This window comes from Clostridium acetireducens DSM 10703 (assembly GCF_001758365.1).
Taxonomy (GTDB): domain Bacteria; phylum Bacillota; class Clostridia; order Clostridiales; family Clostridiaceae; genus Clostridium_C; species Clostridium_C acetireducens.
The window spans coordinates 74,729-90,885 of the sequence record NZ_LZFO01000003.1; the positions used below are offsets into that span (position 1 = coordinate 74,729).

Here is a 16,157-nt window from a genome sequence, read left to right on the forward strand (position 1 = left end):
TTGTTTGTCCTCCCTTTACTTAAAAATTATGATCATCAAATACCTCAAATATTTCTTCTTCAAATTCTTCTTGCTCAGGTTCACTCACTACCCAGTCTGGTAATACTTCATAATAATGGGCTAATGCTTCAATGGTCTTATGAAGAACCACCTCATGTTGAACCTTTTCTAATAATTCTATAATCAGCTTATATGTGTCCATATAAGGATTATTATCAACTATATCTAGTGCTTCTTTAAATTTTGATACGAGCTTTGCCTTTTCGATATTTCGCTCAATGGTATTGATTTCCTCTTTATCATATATCGGTACTTCTACTAAATCATTAATCTCTCCAATCATAAACTGCTGCTCATGGTTTTTTATAACAGGTTTCAAATCTTTTTTTAACTTTTCTTTTTGAATTTCCAACTTTTCTATTTCAGTCAACTCTTTAATAAAATACTCTTTATCTATTCCAAAAAGCTCTTCTAGTACAGGGAGATATTTTTTAGGAATATTTTGTTTTCCTTTAATCCAAAGGTTTATATTTTGCTTTTTTATTCCTAATTTTTCTGCCAGTTCTATATGCTGCATATTATACAAACCTAAAATGTATTCTAATCCTAACAATCATCCACCTCCCTTAAAAATTGTCTAAGTCAATATAATTATTATAGTACTATTTATTGTCTAAGTCAATTACTTTGATGAAATTAATGGAATTATATTTACATTCTGTTATTTACGCACTAAAAAAGCACCTAGCTTCGAAACTAGATGCCCTTTATAATACATAAATATCGATTTATACTTCCGTCACCACTTCAGCCTTCACTTTCCCCTTAACTTCTTTCTCGTAATATTCCTTATTATATAGTAGTACGCACGTCTCCACATGGCTCGTTTGAGGAAACATATCTACTGGCTGTATTTCCTTAACTATATATTCAAAATTGCTTAAAATATTTAAATCTCTAGCTAAAGTAGCAGGATCGCAGGAAACATATACTATTTTTTTAGGATTCATACTACTTATAGTTTCTAATAAATTACTTTCACATCCCTTTCTTGGAGGATCTACTACAACTACATTTGCCTTTATTCCTTTTTTAATAAGTTGTGGTATTATTTCCTCAGATTTGCCTACTATAAATTCTACATTATTCACATTATTTTCTTTAGAATTAATATTAGCATTTTCTATAGCTTGAGGTATTATCTCTACACCATATACCTTTTTTGCCTTTTGTGATAAAAATAAAGAAATTGTACCTGTTCCACAATATGCATCAAACACTATTTCATTTCCTGTTAAGTTAGCATACTCTAGCACTTTATTATAAAGTACTTCTGTCTGAATAGGATTTACCTGAAAAAATGATAATGGTGATATATTAAATTTAAAATTTCCTATATAATCTACTATAAAATCTTCTCCCCATAAAGTTTCACATTTTTCTCCTAATATTACATTTGTATTTTTGTTATTCACATTTTGAATAATGCTTTTAATATCATCCACATTATCTCTTAATAAATTTATTAATTCTTTTTTATATGGCAAATTATTTTCCCTTGTTACTATAACCACCATTATTTCTTTAGTTTTAAATCCTTTTCTAATCATAATATGTCTTATTAAACCTGAATCTTCTACTTCATTATAAACATTTATATTAAATTCAATAATCCACTTTTTTACTATATTAATTATTTTATCTGCATCTTCATCTTGTATATAACATTTTTTTAAATCTACTATATCATGAGTACCTTCTTTGTAAAATCCTATAGAAACTTTATTATTATTTTTTCCTATAGGAAGCTGTATTTTATTTCTATAATTATATGGGTTCTTCATTCCAATAACATCTTTAACTATATTTTTTTCATTTCCACTTACATCAATATTTCCTATACGTGTTAATACTTCCTCTACTCTTTTTTTCTTTAAATTTAACTGTGCATTGTAGTTTATATGTTGTATATTACATCCTCCACAATTATTATATGTCTGGCATTTAGGTTTAACTCTATACGGGGAATAATTTTCTATTTTTAATAATTCTCCAAAAGCATATCGTTTATTAACCTTTGTTATTTTAACCTTTACTTTCTCTCCTACAATAGCATTTTTTACAAATACAGTAAAATCATCTATTTTACCTACTCCTTCTCCTTTGTATCCCATACTAGTTATATATAAATTATAGCATTTACCTTTTTCTACTGGTACTTTTTTTTTCATAAAACAAAACACCACCTGTTTTTATATAAATTATAAAAATATATTTTACTTATTTAATCTATTACACTTTTTATATTTTACCATAAAAAATGATTTTTTATGAAGTTATCTATTTTAACATATACTTTCAAAATTAATGATTGAGGCTAATAAAATTTCATTAAGTTGTTGAATAAAAAATAAACTGCTTAGTAAATATAATCTAAGCAGCTTATTAATTAAATTTAAAATAAATGTTTTCTATTTTTCCTTAAATGTTTCACATTGAGTATAACAACTTTTATCAGCACCAGGTCCATGGATTTGCACATTAGAAGCATTACAATCTGTATTAGAGTTATAAATACAATTTACTGCCTCACATCTAATATTAGGACTCATTTCTATACTATCTTTTGAAAATACCTGTCTTATTTCTCCTGGCACATTCATATTAGCAACATTAGTAATTGCATTCTTAAAACCTTTTTCTTTAAAAGTGTTACACTCTGTTCCAGTACTACTGTGAGCAGTACTGCCTTTTACACTTATATTGTTAGCTGAACATAATCCATTGGAATTATATACACAATTAGCTGCACTACAAATTAATTCAGCACTCATTATAATCCCTCCAAAATAGTTTTTCTATCTATAGTATTTTTCTTTTAAAGTATTTTATACTAAAATTTAATTTATTATTTGTACTGGACTTCCTATAGTTACTAAATCATATACTTCTTCAACATCTTTATTATACATTCTTACACATCCATTTGATACATCTTTGCCTATAGAAGAAGGATTATTGGTTCCATGTATTCCATAAGATTTATAAAACCTCATCCATCTAGTGCCAAAAGGTCCACCTGGATTCTTAATTTTTTGCAATATTTTAAAATTACCTACTGGAGTAGGTGTACTAGGTTTTCCTATGGCTATTTTATAGTATTTTATTAATGTCATATCTTTATAAATATATAACATTCTCTCAGATATAATAATTATTATTTTATACATAATACTTCCTTTCAAAATTTTATTGCTATTAATATATATTATGCATAAAAGTAATATTTGTATTTAATTTATAGTTAAATACATATTTTTAAATGTTTCCAAAAAAATAGCACCTAAAAGGTGCTATAAGTTAAAAATCAGTTGCCTCTAATATACTATATCATTTTATTTATTTTAACCATACAATTTTCTATTATACATTAAAATTCTATAAAATTACAATGAAAATTTTTAATTTTTTAAAAAATATTTTACTTAATATTAATTTTTCCATTGTATACAATACCTCTTGGCGTATCCATAGTTATAAATGATCCAGTTTTTAGTATTTTTGTAGCTTCTCCTGCTTTGCATATAACAGGAATTTCTTTAGATATACATTCAATAGCTAAATGAGAAGTTAATCCTCCTTCTTCTGATATAACACCAGATATTGTATCTATTAAAGGAATATATCCTTTATCCAAATTTTTTACAACTATAATATCATTTTTTTCCACTAATTCATAAGCTTCTTCTGGGGAATTTACAACTTTTATTGTTCCATAACTAGTTTTTGTTCCTATTCCTTTTCCTTGAACCAATACATCTCCTACTAAATGAACTTTAAGTAAATTAGTTGAGCCTGTATAATTTACTGGTACACCCGCTGCTATAACTACTAAATCTCCTTTTTTTACGTATCCAGATTCTAAAGCTATATTTACAGATGTATCTATTAATTCATCTGTGGAATCTTTCTGAGTAGTAAGTAACGGAAAAACTCCCCAATTTAATGCTAACTTTCTAGCTACATTTTCTTTAGGAGTAACTGCTATTATTGGACATTTAGGTCTGTATTTTGAAACCATTCTAGCAGTATTTCCACTTTGAGTAGCAGTTATAATAGCTGAAGCATTTAATTCAGAAGCAGTAGTACAAGTTGCAACACTTATGGCATTAGGTACATTTTGAATATGTAATTCTCTTTTTTTATTAAAAATAGCCTCATAATCTAAATTTTGCTCTACAGTTTCAGCTATTTTAGACATAGTTTTAGCTGCTTCTACTGGATACTTGCCATTTGCTGTTTCACCACTTAACATTATTGCATCTGTTCCATCAAATATAGCATTTGCTATATCAGAAGCTTCTGCTCTAGTAGGCCTTGGATTTCTTATCATAGAATCTAACATTTGTGTAGCTGTTATAACAGGTTTCCCTACTTTATTGCATTTTTCTATTATTTCTTTTTGAATTATAGGTACCTTTTCTATAGGTATTTCTACCCCCATGTCTCCCCTAGCTATCATAATACCATCTGAAAATTTTATTATTTGATCTATATTATTTACACCTTCATGATTTTCTACTTTAGAAAATATTTGTATACCTGTTCCTCCATTTTTTTCTAAAGTTTTTCTTATAGAAAGTACATCCGATGCTTTTCTTATAAAGGAAGCAGCTATAATATCTACTCCTATTTCACATCCAAATTTTAAATCTTCAATATCTTTATGTGTTAATGAAGGTAAAGATATTGATACACCTGGTACATTTACTCCTTTATGATTTGAAATAATTCCATTATTTTTTATTAAACAAATTATCTTATTTTCTTTAATACATTTTACTTCAAATTCTAACAAACCATCATCAACTAATATTTTATCTCCAACTTTTACATCTTTATTTAAATTATCATAAGTTATAGAACACTTATTTTCATCTCCTACAACTTCTTCTCCACAATAAAAAGTAAACTCATTTCCTTCTCTTAATTCTATTTTACTATTTTTAAAATTTCCAGTTCTAATTTCAGGACCTTTAGTATCTAACACCACCGCTATAGATTTATTATACTTTTTTGAAATTCTTCTTACTAAATTTATTGCATATCCATGGTCATCATAAGTGCCATGAGAAAAATTATGTCTAGAAGCACTCATGCCAGCTTCTATTAATTTAGAAATAGTTTCTTCATTTTTACTAGCAGGTCCTATTGTAAAAATCATTTTTGTTTTTTGCATTTTCAATCCTCCATTTTATATATTAAAATTTAATAGGATAATGCCATAGCTATTTGATATAATTTTTCATTAAAATTTCTAGGCATATTCAATGCTTCTTCTATATCTTCATCTATTATTTTTCCAAATTTTATTCCAATGGCTCTAGAAGTCTTGCCTTCAAATAATAATTCCACTGCTCTATATCCCATTTGAGAAGCTAATACTCTATCCATACAAGTTGGGCTTCCCCCTCTTTGAATATGACCTAATATAGTTGCCCTTGTATCTATGCTAGTTATTTCTTGCACTTTTTTTGCTAACTCATCAGCTCCTCCTACTCCTTCAGCTAAAAGAATAAGATTATGCCTTTTTCCTCTTATTTTACCTTCTAATATAGTCTTACATAATTCGTTTAAGTCATAATTCTTCTCTGGAACAATTATGCTTTCTGCACCGCCAGCAAGTCCAGCATATAATGCTATATCTCCACAATTTCTTCCCATAACTTCTATTATGCTAACTCTACCATGAGAAGTAGAGGTATCTCTTATCTTATTTATAGCATCTAAAACAGTATTTATTGCTGTATCAAATCCTATTGTATAATCTGTATATGTCAAATCATTATCTATAGTTCCTGGAATACCTATTGTACATATATCTTGTTTAGCTAGCTCAGAAGCACCTCTAAAAGAGCCATCTCCTCCAATTACTACTAATCCATCTATTCCAAAAGCTTTTAATATATTAACAGCTTTTTTTCTTCCTTCTTTTGTCTTAAATTCCTTACTTCTTGCTGTTCTAAGTATAGTTCCTCCTCTTTGTATAGTATCTGCTACACTTCTTCTATCCATTTCAAATAATTCTCCATTTATTAAGCCACTGTATCCTCTTTGAATTCCCATTACTCTTATACCATTATCAAGACCAGTTCTTACCACTGCTCTTATAGCAGCATTCATTCCCGGTGCATCACCGCCACTAGTAAGTACGCCTATACACTTCATAATTATTACCTCCCATGCCATTGGTCTAATTGATACCCAGTTGCTTACAAATTACCATAACTTAATTATACCATATATGTTATTTATTTTTTTGATATATATAAAATACCTACGTTTTGAATAAAAATAATTAAAAGTACCCTTAATATATTTTGATTCAAAACATAGGTAAATATTCAAAATTAAATATTATAAGAGTTTAACATTGTCACACCCAAATTTATTACTTAAAAATTTAATACAATCTTCACTAGCATTAACCCATAATTCCTCACTTACTCTAAACTTTTTTCTTTCTATTTTAGTACATATATAAATTGGAGTATTTCCTTTATATATTACAATATCTTTTTTTAAATCTTTTATTACTTTTTTCAACAAATTTTCTTTTTCTATTAATATATATATTTTTTTATTCACTTCATGATTTAAAATTTCTATATTTTCACATATTATAATAGGTTGCTTATCTTCTTGTATATTTATTCTTCCTTTTAAAATTACAATAGAATCTTCATTTATTAAATACTTATTTTTTTCATATATATTAGGAAAAACTATCACTTCTATAATTCCATACAAATCCTCTAAACTTAAAAAAGCCATCATTTTATTATTTCTTGTTAGTTTTTTATTTATATTATTAATTATTCCCCCTAATATTACTCTTTGTCCATCTTTTATTTTATTTTCATAATTAAATGAATTATCATCTATAGATTCTGTAGAAGTTATATCAGATATTTTTATACTAGTCTTGGTACTTAATATATCCTTATATTCTTCCAAAGGATGCCCTGATAAATACAATCCTGTCATTTCTTTTTCCATTGATAAAATGTATTTTTTATCAAATTCATTTATATCTGGATAAGCTATTTCAATATTTTTATCTTTCATATTGCTAAATAAACTTATTTGTCCCTGTATATTTTTCTTTTTGTCATTGTTTATATCATCTATTAGATTTTCATGTACTGCTAACATTTGAGACCTGTAAATGTCAAAACAATCAAAAGCTCCTGCTTTAATTAAACTTTCTATAGTTCTTTTATTAACAGAGGAAATATCTACTTTATTACAAAAATCCACTAAATCTTTAAATTTACCTTTGCTTTCTCTAGATTTAATTATACTTTTAATAGCACTTTTCCCAACATTTTTTATAGCAGAAATGCCAAATCTTATTTTATTATTCTTTACTGTAAACTTATCATAACTTTCATTTATATTTGGAAGTAATAACTCTATGCCTTTTTCTTTTGCAAATCTTGTGTAAAAAGCTATTTTTTCATTATCATCTTTAACACTATTTAATACAGCAGCAATAAATTCTGTGGGATAATAATACATTAAATAAGCAGTTTGAAATGCTATTACTGCATAAGCTGCTGCATGAGATTTATTAAAAGCATAAGATGCAAAATCCATCATAGAATCAAATAATTTATTTGCTATCTTCTCACTTATACCATTTCTTATACACCCTGGAACTTGTATTTTCCCATTTTCATCTACTATTCCATAAATAAAGTTTCTTCTTTCCTCCTCCATAATATTATGCTTTTTCTTTGACATAGCACGCCTTACCAGATCACTTCTACCCATAGAGTATCCTGCTAAATCTCTTACAATTTGCATAACTTGCTCTTGATATACTATACATCCATAAGTAACACCTAGTATATGTTCTAATTCCGGTGTATCATAATTAACTTTTTTAGGATTATATTTATTTTCTATATATCTAGGTATCTCCGACATAGGACCTGGCCTATATAAACTTATTCCAGCTATTATATCTTCTAAACAATTAGGTTTTAGTTCTTTCATAAAAGACGTCATACCAGCAGATTCTAATTGGAATACACCTACTGTTTTTCCTTCTCCTATCATTTTATATACATTCTTATCATCAAAATTTATATTATCTAAGTTTATATTTACTTTCTTATTTTCTTTTATCATATTAATAGCATCTCTCATAACTGTAAGAGTTCTCAGTCCTAAAAAATCCATTTTTAAGAGTCCTAATTCTTCTAAAGTACCCATAGTAAATTGTGCAACTATATTATCTTCATTTTTTTGTAAAGGAACATATTCCACTAAGGGCTTGGAAGCTATTACAACTCCCGCAGCATGAGTAGATGTATGTCTAGGCAATCCTTCTAAAGCTTTAGCAACATCAATTAATTCTTTTACTTTTCTATCACTTTCATAATTTTCTTTTAATTCTAGATTTAATTCTAATGCCTTCTCTATTTTTATATTTAACACAGAAGGAATCATTTTAGCTATTTTATCCACTTCTGCATAAGAATAATTCATTGCTCTTCCTACATCTCTTATGCAAGCCCTAGCTGCCATAGTTCCAAAAGTTACTATTTGAGTTACATTATCTTCTCCATATTTTTTTACTACATAATCTATAACTTCTCCTCTTCTTTCATAACAAAAATCACTATCAATATCAGGCATAGATACTCTTTCAGGATTTAAAAACCTTTCAAATATTAAATTGTATTTTATAGGATCTATTTTTGTTATACCTAAAGTATATGCAACTATAGACCCTGCAGCAGAGCCTCTTCCCGGTCCAGTCATTATATTATTTTCTTTAGCAAACCTTATAAAATCCCAAACAATTAAAAAATAATCTACATATCCCATTTGCTTAATTATATCTAATTCATATTCCAACCTATTTTTAATATCCTCTGATATATTATTATATTTTTCTTCTAAACCTTTGTAGCATAATTCTTTTAAATATTCATAGGCTTCTTTTCCCTCTGGTAGTGGAAATTTAGGAAGTTTAGATACATGAAATTCATAATCAAAATTACATTCACTAGCTATTTTAACTGTATTTTCAATAGCTTCTGATACATATGAAAATGTTTTATACATTTCTTGTGGTGATTTAAGATAAAATTCACCTGAAGGATATTTCATTCTATTTTCATCATATATAGTTTTTCCTGTTTGTATACAAAGTAATATATCATGGGCTTTGTAATCTTCCTTTTTTATGTAATGAACATCATTTGTAGCTACTAATGGAATATCTAGTTCTTTAGAAATTTTTATGAGTTCTTCATTAACTTTTATCTGTTCTTCTAATCCATGGTACTGTAATTCCAAATAAAAACCATCTTTAAATACATTTTTATAAAATAGAGCTGTTTCAATTGCTTTTTTTCTATTACCATCTAATAAATAAGATTGAATTTCTCCTCCTAAACAAGCACTAAGTGCAATAATACCCTCACTATGTTCTTTTAAATAATCATGGTCTACTCTTGGTTTATAGTAAAATCCATCTATTGAAGCTTTTGAAACTATTTTCATTAAATTTTTATACCCTTTTTCATTTTTAACAAGTAGCACAAGATGGTATATTCCATTTTCTTTATTATTTTCTTTTATATACATAGATTTAGACGCTACATATATTTCACATCCTATAATAGGTTTAATGCCTTCTTTAATAGCTTCTTTATAAAATTCTACACAACCATACATTACTCCATGGTCTGTTATAGCAATACTTTTCATACCAAGTTCCTTGGCTCTTTTTATTAATTCACTTATTTTAGCTGATCCATCTAATAGAGAATATCCTGTATGTGTATGCAAGCTTACCCACTGTATATCGTCCTTAGTCATAAAACCTACTCTACCTCCCTTCTTTTCTAAGTTCTTCTGCTATTTTTTCTATTTTTCTTAATCTATGATTAATTCCAGATTTGCCTACAGGTGGATTTAGCATTTGCCCTAATTCTTTTAAGGATTCATCTGAATATTTTAATCTTAATTCCGCTGCATCTCTTAAATTTTTGGGAAGTCTTTGCAATCCTATTTCTCTTTGTATAAGTTTTATACTTTCTATTTGTCTAACTGCAGCATTAACTGTTTTGCTTAAATTAGCAGTTTCACAATTTACAATTCTATTTACATTATTTCTCATTTCCTTCATTATTCTAATATTTTCAAATTGTAAAAGTGAAGAATGAGCTCCAATTATATTTAATAAATCTACTATTTGTTCTCCTTCTTTTATATATACTATATAACTATTTTTTCTTTGAATAACCTTAGATAATAATTTATATTGATTAATTAAATTACTTAATTCTTTAGCATATCCTTCATTATGAGTTACAAATTCTAAGTGATATGTCTTTTCCGGATTGCTTATACTTCCTCCACCCAAAAAAGCTCCCCTAATATAAGCTCTTTTGCTTTTTTCATCTTCTACAATTTTATCAGATATACTGTAATCTATTGTAAATATTCCATTTTGTTCCTTAAGTATTCCTAATGTAATCAATAAATCTTTAATATCATCTTTTTCTTCAATTATTAAAATATACAAATTATTTTTTTTCAATGAATTGCTTTTTTTTACTAATATCTTAGCATGAACGTGAAAATATTCTTTAAGTAATTTAAATACTAATCTTGTTATTGCAGGATTTTCTGTGCTAATTTTAAAACTACATCCACCTTTACCTTTAAAAGATATAGTACCACTAACTTTCATTATTGCAGATAATTCAGCAACAGCTTCTTTTTTAGTTACATTTACATTTCTACAAATTTCATTTTTAACTTTAAGTGAAAATGACATATCTCTCGACCCCTATTATTTGTTTTTTTCTTTTAGTCTTTCGGATAAATAGAAGTACTCTATTATCTTTTTTCTATCAGATAATAATTTTTTATCCATTATGGTTTCTATTAAAATAGATGCTAATTTTTCTGAGTTGTGTCGTATAAATCCATTTTTATAACTTATAAATTTACCTTCTATTACATTTACATTTAATTCTTTAAGTGTATCTTTATTTATTTCTACTAAATTAGATGCTTCTTCTTTATATTTTCCTGCTAATGTTTTTTCTATGTTTCCTATATTTACCACTACATAATCTATTATTTTACCTGATGCATGTTTAAAAATTGCTTTAACATGATCTGCAGCATTAAATCCGTCAGTTTCTCCTCTTTGTGTCATTATATTTGAAACATATATTCTTAGAGCTGAGGTTTTCTTTAAAGCATTAGCTATATCTTTTACTAAAATATTTGGAATTACACTAGTATATAAACTCCCAGGTCCCAATATTATGGCATCTGCTTCTTCTATAGCTTCTACAGCTTCTGACAGTGCTTTAGCATTATATGGATCTATAAAAACTCTTTCTATTTTACTTCCATTTTTAATTACTTCTTCAGGTATATTAGACTCACCTTCTACTATAGTACCATTTTCTAATCTTGCTTTTAAAACTATATTATCTAAAGTTACAGGTATTACTTTTCCCGTTACTGCAAGTACAGAACTCATTTTTTGAACTGCTTCCTCAAAATTTTTAGAAACTCCATCCATAGCTGCTAAAAATAAATTTCCAAAACTTTGATTTTTTAATTTTCCCTCTTTAAATCTATATTGTAAAAGTTCTTCCATAATAGGCTCTGTATCTGCTAAAGCTAGTATACAGTTTCTTATATCTCCTGGAGGTAACATTCCTAAATCTTCTCTTAAATCACCAGAACCACCTCCGTCATCTGCTACAGTTACTATTGCGGTTATATTTGAAGTATAGTATTTTAATCCTCTAAGCATAGTAGATAATCCAGTACCACCACCTATAGCTACAATTTTAGGTCCTTTTATTAAAAGTCTTTTTTCATAAATTAAGTTTTCTAATTTTTTTGAGTCTATAGAAACATTTAAGTATCCCTTATTTATTAAAGCTATTATAGATCTCATTCCTTGTATAACAGAAATATATAATATAAAAACTCCAGATACTATTAAAAATACATAGAAAGATATATAATATATGCTATAAAATCTTCTATTTACAAATTCTATCATTCCAAAAGCAATAAACAAAACTCCCATAAAGCCCAATAATATCCATCTTTTTACTTTAATACCTGGTCTTAGCCAATCAACTATTTTCATAGTTTTTTACCACCTTTATTTATATCTTCTTCTATATCTCTATGCTCAACATTAACTTTGTGTCCATTGAGTTTTAATGCTTCATATAAAACATTGGATATTGTAACAGAGCGATGTCTTCCACCAGTACATCCTACAGATATAATAAGCTGTCTTTTTCCCTCTTTTATATAATTGGGTATAAGAAATTCTAACATATCTACTAATTTTTCAACAAATACTTTAGAAACCTGAAAATCCATCACATACTTTTTTACAGTTTCATCATTTCCCGAATAATGTTTTAACTCCTTTATATAATATGGGTTAGGCAAAAATCTTACATCAAAAACTAAGTCTGAATCTACAGGTATACCATACTTAAATCCAAAAGATAATATTGTTATTATCAATTGAGTTTCTATTTGACCTTCTTCAGAATATATTTTAGTAATTTTTTCTCTCAATTGCCTTGTAGAAAATTCCGATGTATCTATTATATTATCTGCTCTATCTTTAACTTCTCTAAGTTTTTTTCTTTCTAAATCAATACCTTTTAATATTCTTCCATCTGGAGATAATGGGTGTTTTCTCCTAGATTCTTTAAATCTTTTTATAAGCACTTCATCAGAAGCATCTAAAAATAAGATTTCATATTTATAACCTTGATTTTTCAAGTAATTTAAACTTTTAAATAGATGGTCAAAAAATTTTCCTCCTCTTATGTCAATAACTAATGCTATTTTATCAATTCTACCATCGGTTTTAAAACAAGCCTCTGCAAACTTAGGTATTAAAGTTGGAGGAAGATTATCGACACAAAAATAACCTAAATCTTCTAAATTTCTTATAGCTTGAGTCTTACCAGCACCTGACAGACCTGTAACTATAACGAATCTCATATCTATCTCTCCTTATATATAGATTTACTTTTTTTATTATAACATAAGAAAAATATAGTTAGTAGCTAAACAAATATCCAATAATTGTTTTATAAATATAAATAAACAAAGAGACTTCTAATTACACAAACGAAGTCTCTTTGAAACTTATTAATTTAATTCTAGAATTGCACATCTTCTCCTATTATTCTTACTTCAGTAGCAAGTTCCACATTATACTCTTCTTTTACTGTTTTTTTAACAAAATTAATTAATTCTAATATGTCTTTTGCATGGGCATTTCCTCTATTTATTATAAAACCTGCATGTTTCTTAGATACTTCTGCATCTCCTACTCTCATACCTTTCAATCCACTATCTTCTATAAGTTTACCAGTAAAATGTCCTTTAGGTCTTTTAAAAGTACTTCCAGCAGAAGCAAACTCCAATGGTTGTTTTTCTCTTCTTTTCTTACTTAATTCTTCTATTTTATTTTTAATATCATTGTAATTTCCTTTTTCTAATTTAAAAACAACTTCTAATACAATATAATTATATTTTAATATAGCACTTGTTCTATAACCAAATTCAAGCTCACCATTGGAAAGATTTAACACATTTCCTTTATCATCAATAACACTTACTCTTTCTACTACCTGTGATATATCACCATCATAAGCTCCTGCATTCATAGTAGCTGCTCCTCCTACGCTACCTGGAATACCACAAGCAAATTCTAATCCTTTTAATTCATTTTCAAGAGCTATTTTTGAAACTTTAGTAATAGATGCACCACATTGAGATATTATTTTATTTTCTTTAATTTCTACTTTATCTAATTTACATAGTTTTATAACTACACCTCTTATACCTCCATCTCTTACCAGAAGGTTAGATCCATTGCCAATTAAATAATAAGGAATACTATATTCTTTGCATAATTCTATAACAAATAGTACTTCTTTATAGGTTTCTGGCATAACTAGTATATCTACTGGTCCTCCTACTTTAAAAGATGTATGATTTTTCATAGGTTCATTTATTAGTATATTTTCTGATTTAAAAACCTTTTTTAACTTTATGGTAAAACCTTTATATTGATTCATAATACATTCTCCTTGAATACTAAGTTTATATCATATTTAGTATAATGTAAATGTAAATCTTAATCAAGATTTTATTAATAACTTTAAAAATTTATACTAAAAATATTACTTATAATTTATTTTTTAAAAAAATTTATTACGCTTTTAGCAGATTTACTATTCATACTTTCAGTACTTATCAACTCATCGTATGTGGCTTTTTTAATATTTTCAATACTTCCAAACTTTTTAAGCAAAGCTTTTTTTCTAGTTCCTCCTATATATGGAATATCATCCAATATAGAATGAAAAGTTCGTTTATTTCTTAAACTTCTGTGATATGTAATAGCAAATCTATGAGCTTCATCTTGAATTTTAGCTATTAAATTCATAATGTTTTTATACTTTGAAATATCAATTTCTTTACTTTTATATATTAGCCCTCTAGTTTTATGTTTGTCATCTTTTACCATACCACATACAGGTATATTTATATTAAGCTTTTTTAGTACTTCCAATGCTGAATTAACTTGACCTTTTCCTCCATCTACTAAAATAACATCGGGAAACACACAAAATTTACCATAGCCTAATTTTAACCTTTCGTCTTGTATTTCTTTAATTTCATTAAGTCCCCGTGAAAACCTTCTATTTAAAATCTCCTTAATACTATCATAATCATTAGGTGAATTAAATGTGTCTATTTTAAATCTTCTATAATCACTATTTTTAGGTTTTCCACCCTCAAAAACCACCATACTTCCCACAGAATCAACACCTTGTATATTAGATATATCATACCCTTCTATTCTATGAGGAATAAAATCTAATTCTAATAAATCTGCCAACTGTTTCATATTATTTTCATAAATTTTTTTATCATTTATTAATTTAAATTTAAATTGTTCTAAAGTAACTTTAGCATTTTTTTGTACTAGCTTCAAAATATTTTTTTTATCACCTTTTAAAGGCACTTTTACAGAAACTTTATTCTCACTTTTTAATGTAAGCCATTCTTCTATAAGTTCTCTATCTTCTAATTCTGGTAAATATATCAATTTAGGTATAAAAGCAGTTCCACCATAAAATTCTTTTATAAAATTTAACAATACTTCTTTTTTGGCTAAATCCATAGTATTTTCTAATATAAAATGTTCTCTTCCAACTATTTTTCCATTTCTTAAAAAGAATACTTGAACACAAGTATCTTTATCATCATTATAACTATCTATAAAATCTTCATTTTGAAAATTCGATATAAATATTTTTTGTTTTTCTATTACTTTTGTAACTGCTTCTATATTATCTCTTAAATTAGCTGCTTTTTCAAATTCTAATTTTTCTGCTGCTTCCTTCATTTCTTTTTTTAAATCCTTAATTATTTTTTTATCTTTACCAGATAAAAGATCTATTATATTATCTATAATTTTTCTATAATCTTCTTTACTTATGTATCCACAACAAGGAGCTTTACAAAGTTCTATATAATAATTTAAACAAGGTCTTTTATTTTTAAAATTACTTATATTTGTATTGCAAGTCCTTGCTGGAAATATTTTTTTAATTAGTTCAATAGTATCATATACTGCGTAAGAGTCAGTATAGGGACCAAAATATTTAGCTCCATCTTTTTTTATATTTCTAGTTACAAATACTCTAGGGAAATCTTCATTAAGAGTTATCTTTATAAAAGGATAATGCTTATCATCTTTAAGTAGAATATTATATTTAGGTCTATACTTTTTTATTAAATTACATTCTAGTATTAAAGCCTCTATTTCTGAATCTGTAACTATATATTCAAATTCTTCTATATTTTTTACCATTGATTTTACCTTTTGTGTGTGATTTCTAGAATTTTGAAAATATTGTCTAATCCTATTTTTTAATACTTTTGCTTTTCCTACATATATAACTTCCCCTAAAGAATTTTTCATTATGTATACTCCTGGTTTGTCTGGAAGAATCTTTAATTGATATTTAACATCAAACATTAAAACCTCCTTA

Annotated in this window: 12 protein-coding genes; all 12 read right to left on the bottom strand. The window is 26.7% G+C overall.

The features are described from left to right. Window positions 1–19 precede the first annotated feature (19 nt). Window positions 20–613 carry a helix-turn-helix domain-containing protein gene (locus tag CLOACE_RS01530; protein ID WP_070109281.1) on the bottom strand — a complete coding sequence of 198 codons (594 nt, stop codon included), beginning with the start codon at window positions 611–613 and terminating at the stop codon, window positions 20–22. 175 nt (window positions 614–788) lie between these two features. Further along, a complete protein-coding gene (gene rlmD, locus CLOACE_RS01535) occupies window positions 789–2,231 on the bottom strand; it encodes a 23S rRNA (uracil(1939)-C(5))-methyltransferase RlmD (protein WP_070109282.1) in 1,443 nt (480 codons plus the stop codon). A gap of 240 nt (window positions 2,232–2,471) precedes the next feature. After that, window positions 2,472–2,834, bottom strand: a complete 363-nt coding sequence (locus CLOACE_RS01540) for a DUF1540 domain-containing protein (protein WP_070109283.1) — start codon at window positions 2,832–2,834, stop codon at window positions 2,472–2,474. A 66-nt stretch (window positions 2,835–2,900) separates the two neighbouring features. Next, window positions 2,901–3,230 (bottom strand): L,D-transpeptidase, encoded by a 330-nt coding sequence (locus tag CLOACE_RS01545; protein ID WP_070109284.1) that lies wholly within the window; start codon window positions 3,228–3,230, stop codon window positions 2,901–2,903. Window positions 3,231–3,481: 251 nt separating this feature from the next. Further along, a complete protein-coding gene (gene pyk / locus CLOACE_RS01550) occupies window positions 3,482–5,239 on the bottom strand; it encodes a pyruvate kinase (RefSeq protein WP_070109285.1) in 1,758 nt (585 codons plus the stop codon). A 29-nt stretch (window positions 5,240–5,268) separates the two neighbouring features. Further along, window positions 5,269–6,228 (bottom strand): 6-phosphofructokinase, encoded by a 960-nt coding sequence (gene pfkA / locus CLOACE_RS01555; protein WP_070109286.1) that lies wholly within the window; start codon window positions 6,226–6,228, stop codon window positions 5,269–5,271. A 189-nt stretch (window positions 6,229–6,417) separates the two neighbouring features. Then, complete coding sequence (locus CLOACE_RS01560; protein ID WP_070109287.1) at window positions 6,418–9,897, bottom strand: DNA polymerase III subunit alpha; 3,480 nt, start codon at window positions 9,895–9,897, stop codon at window positions 6,418–6,420. A 10-nt stretch (window positions 9,898–9,907) separates the two neighbouring features. Next, entirely contained in the window at window positions 9,908–10,861 is a 954-nt protein-coding gene (gene whiA / locus CLOACE_RS01565; protein WP_070109288.1) for a DNA-binding protein WhiA, read from the bottom strand. Between the two features lie 15 nt (window positions 10,862–10,876). After that, window positions 10,877–12,205, bottom strand: coding sequence for a gluconeogenesis factor YvcK family protein (locus CLOACE_RS01570; protein ID WP_070109289.1), 1,329 nt, complete (start codon window positions 12,203–12,205; stop codon window positions 10,877–10,879). Then, on the bottom strand, window positions 12,202–13,086 hold the full coding sequence (gene rapZ / locus CLOACE_RS01575; RefSeq protein WP_070109290.1) for an RNase adapter RapZ: 885 nt from the start codon (window positions 13,084–13,086) through the stop codon (window positions 12,202–12,204). The genes CLOACE_RS01570 and rapZ overlap by 4 nt, the downstream gene beginning before the upstream one ends. 161 nt (window positions 13,087–13,247) lie before the next feature. Next, window positions 13,248–14,171, bottom strand: coding sequence for a UDP-N-acetylmuramate dehydrogenase (murB, locus tag CLOACE_RS01580; RefSeq protein WP_070109291.1), 924 nt, complete (start codon window positions 14,169–14,171; stop codon window positions 13,248–13,250). Window positions 14,172–14,287: 116 nt separating this feature from the next. After that, entirely contained in the window at window positions 14,288–16,144 is a 1,857-nt protein-coding gene (gene uvrC, locus CLOACE_RS01585; RefSeq protein WP_070109292.1) for an excinuclease ABC subunit UvrC, read from the bottom strand. Between the last annotated feature and the right edge of the window lie 13 nt (window positions 16,145–16,157).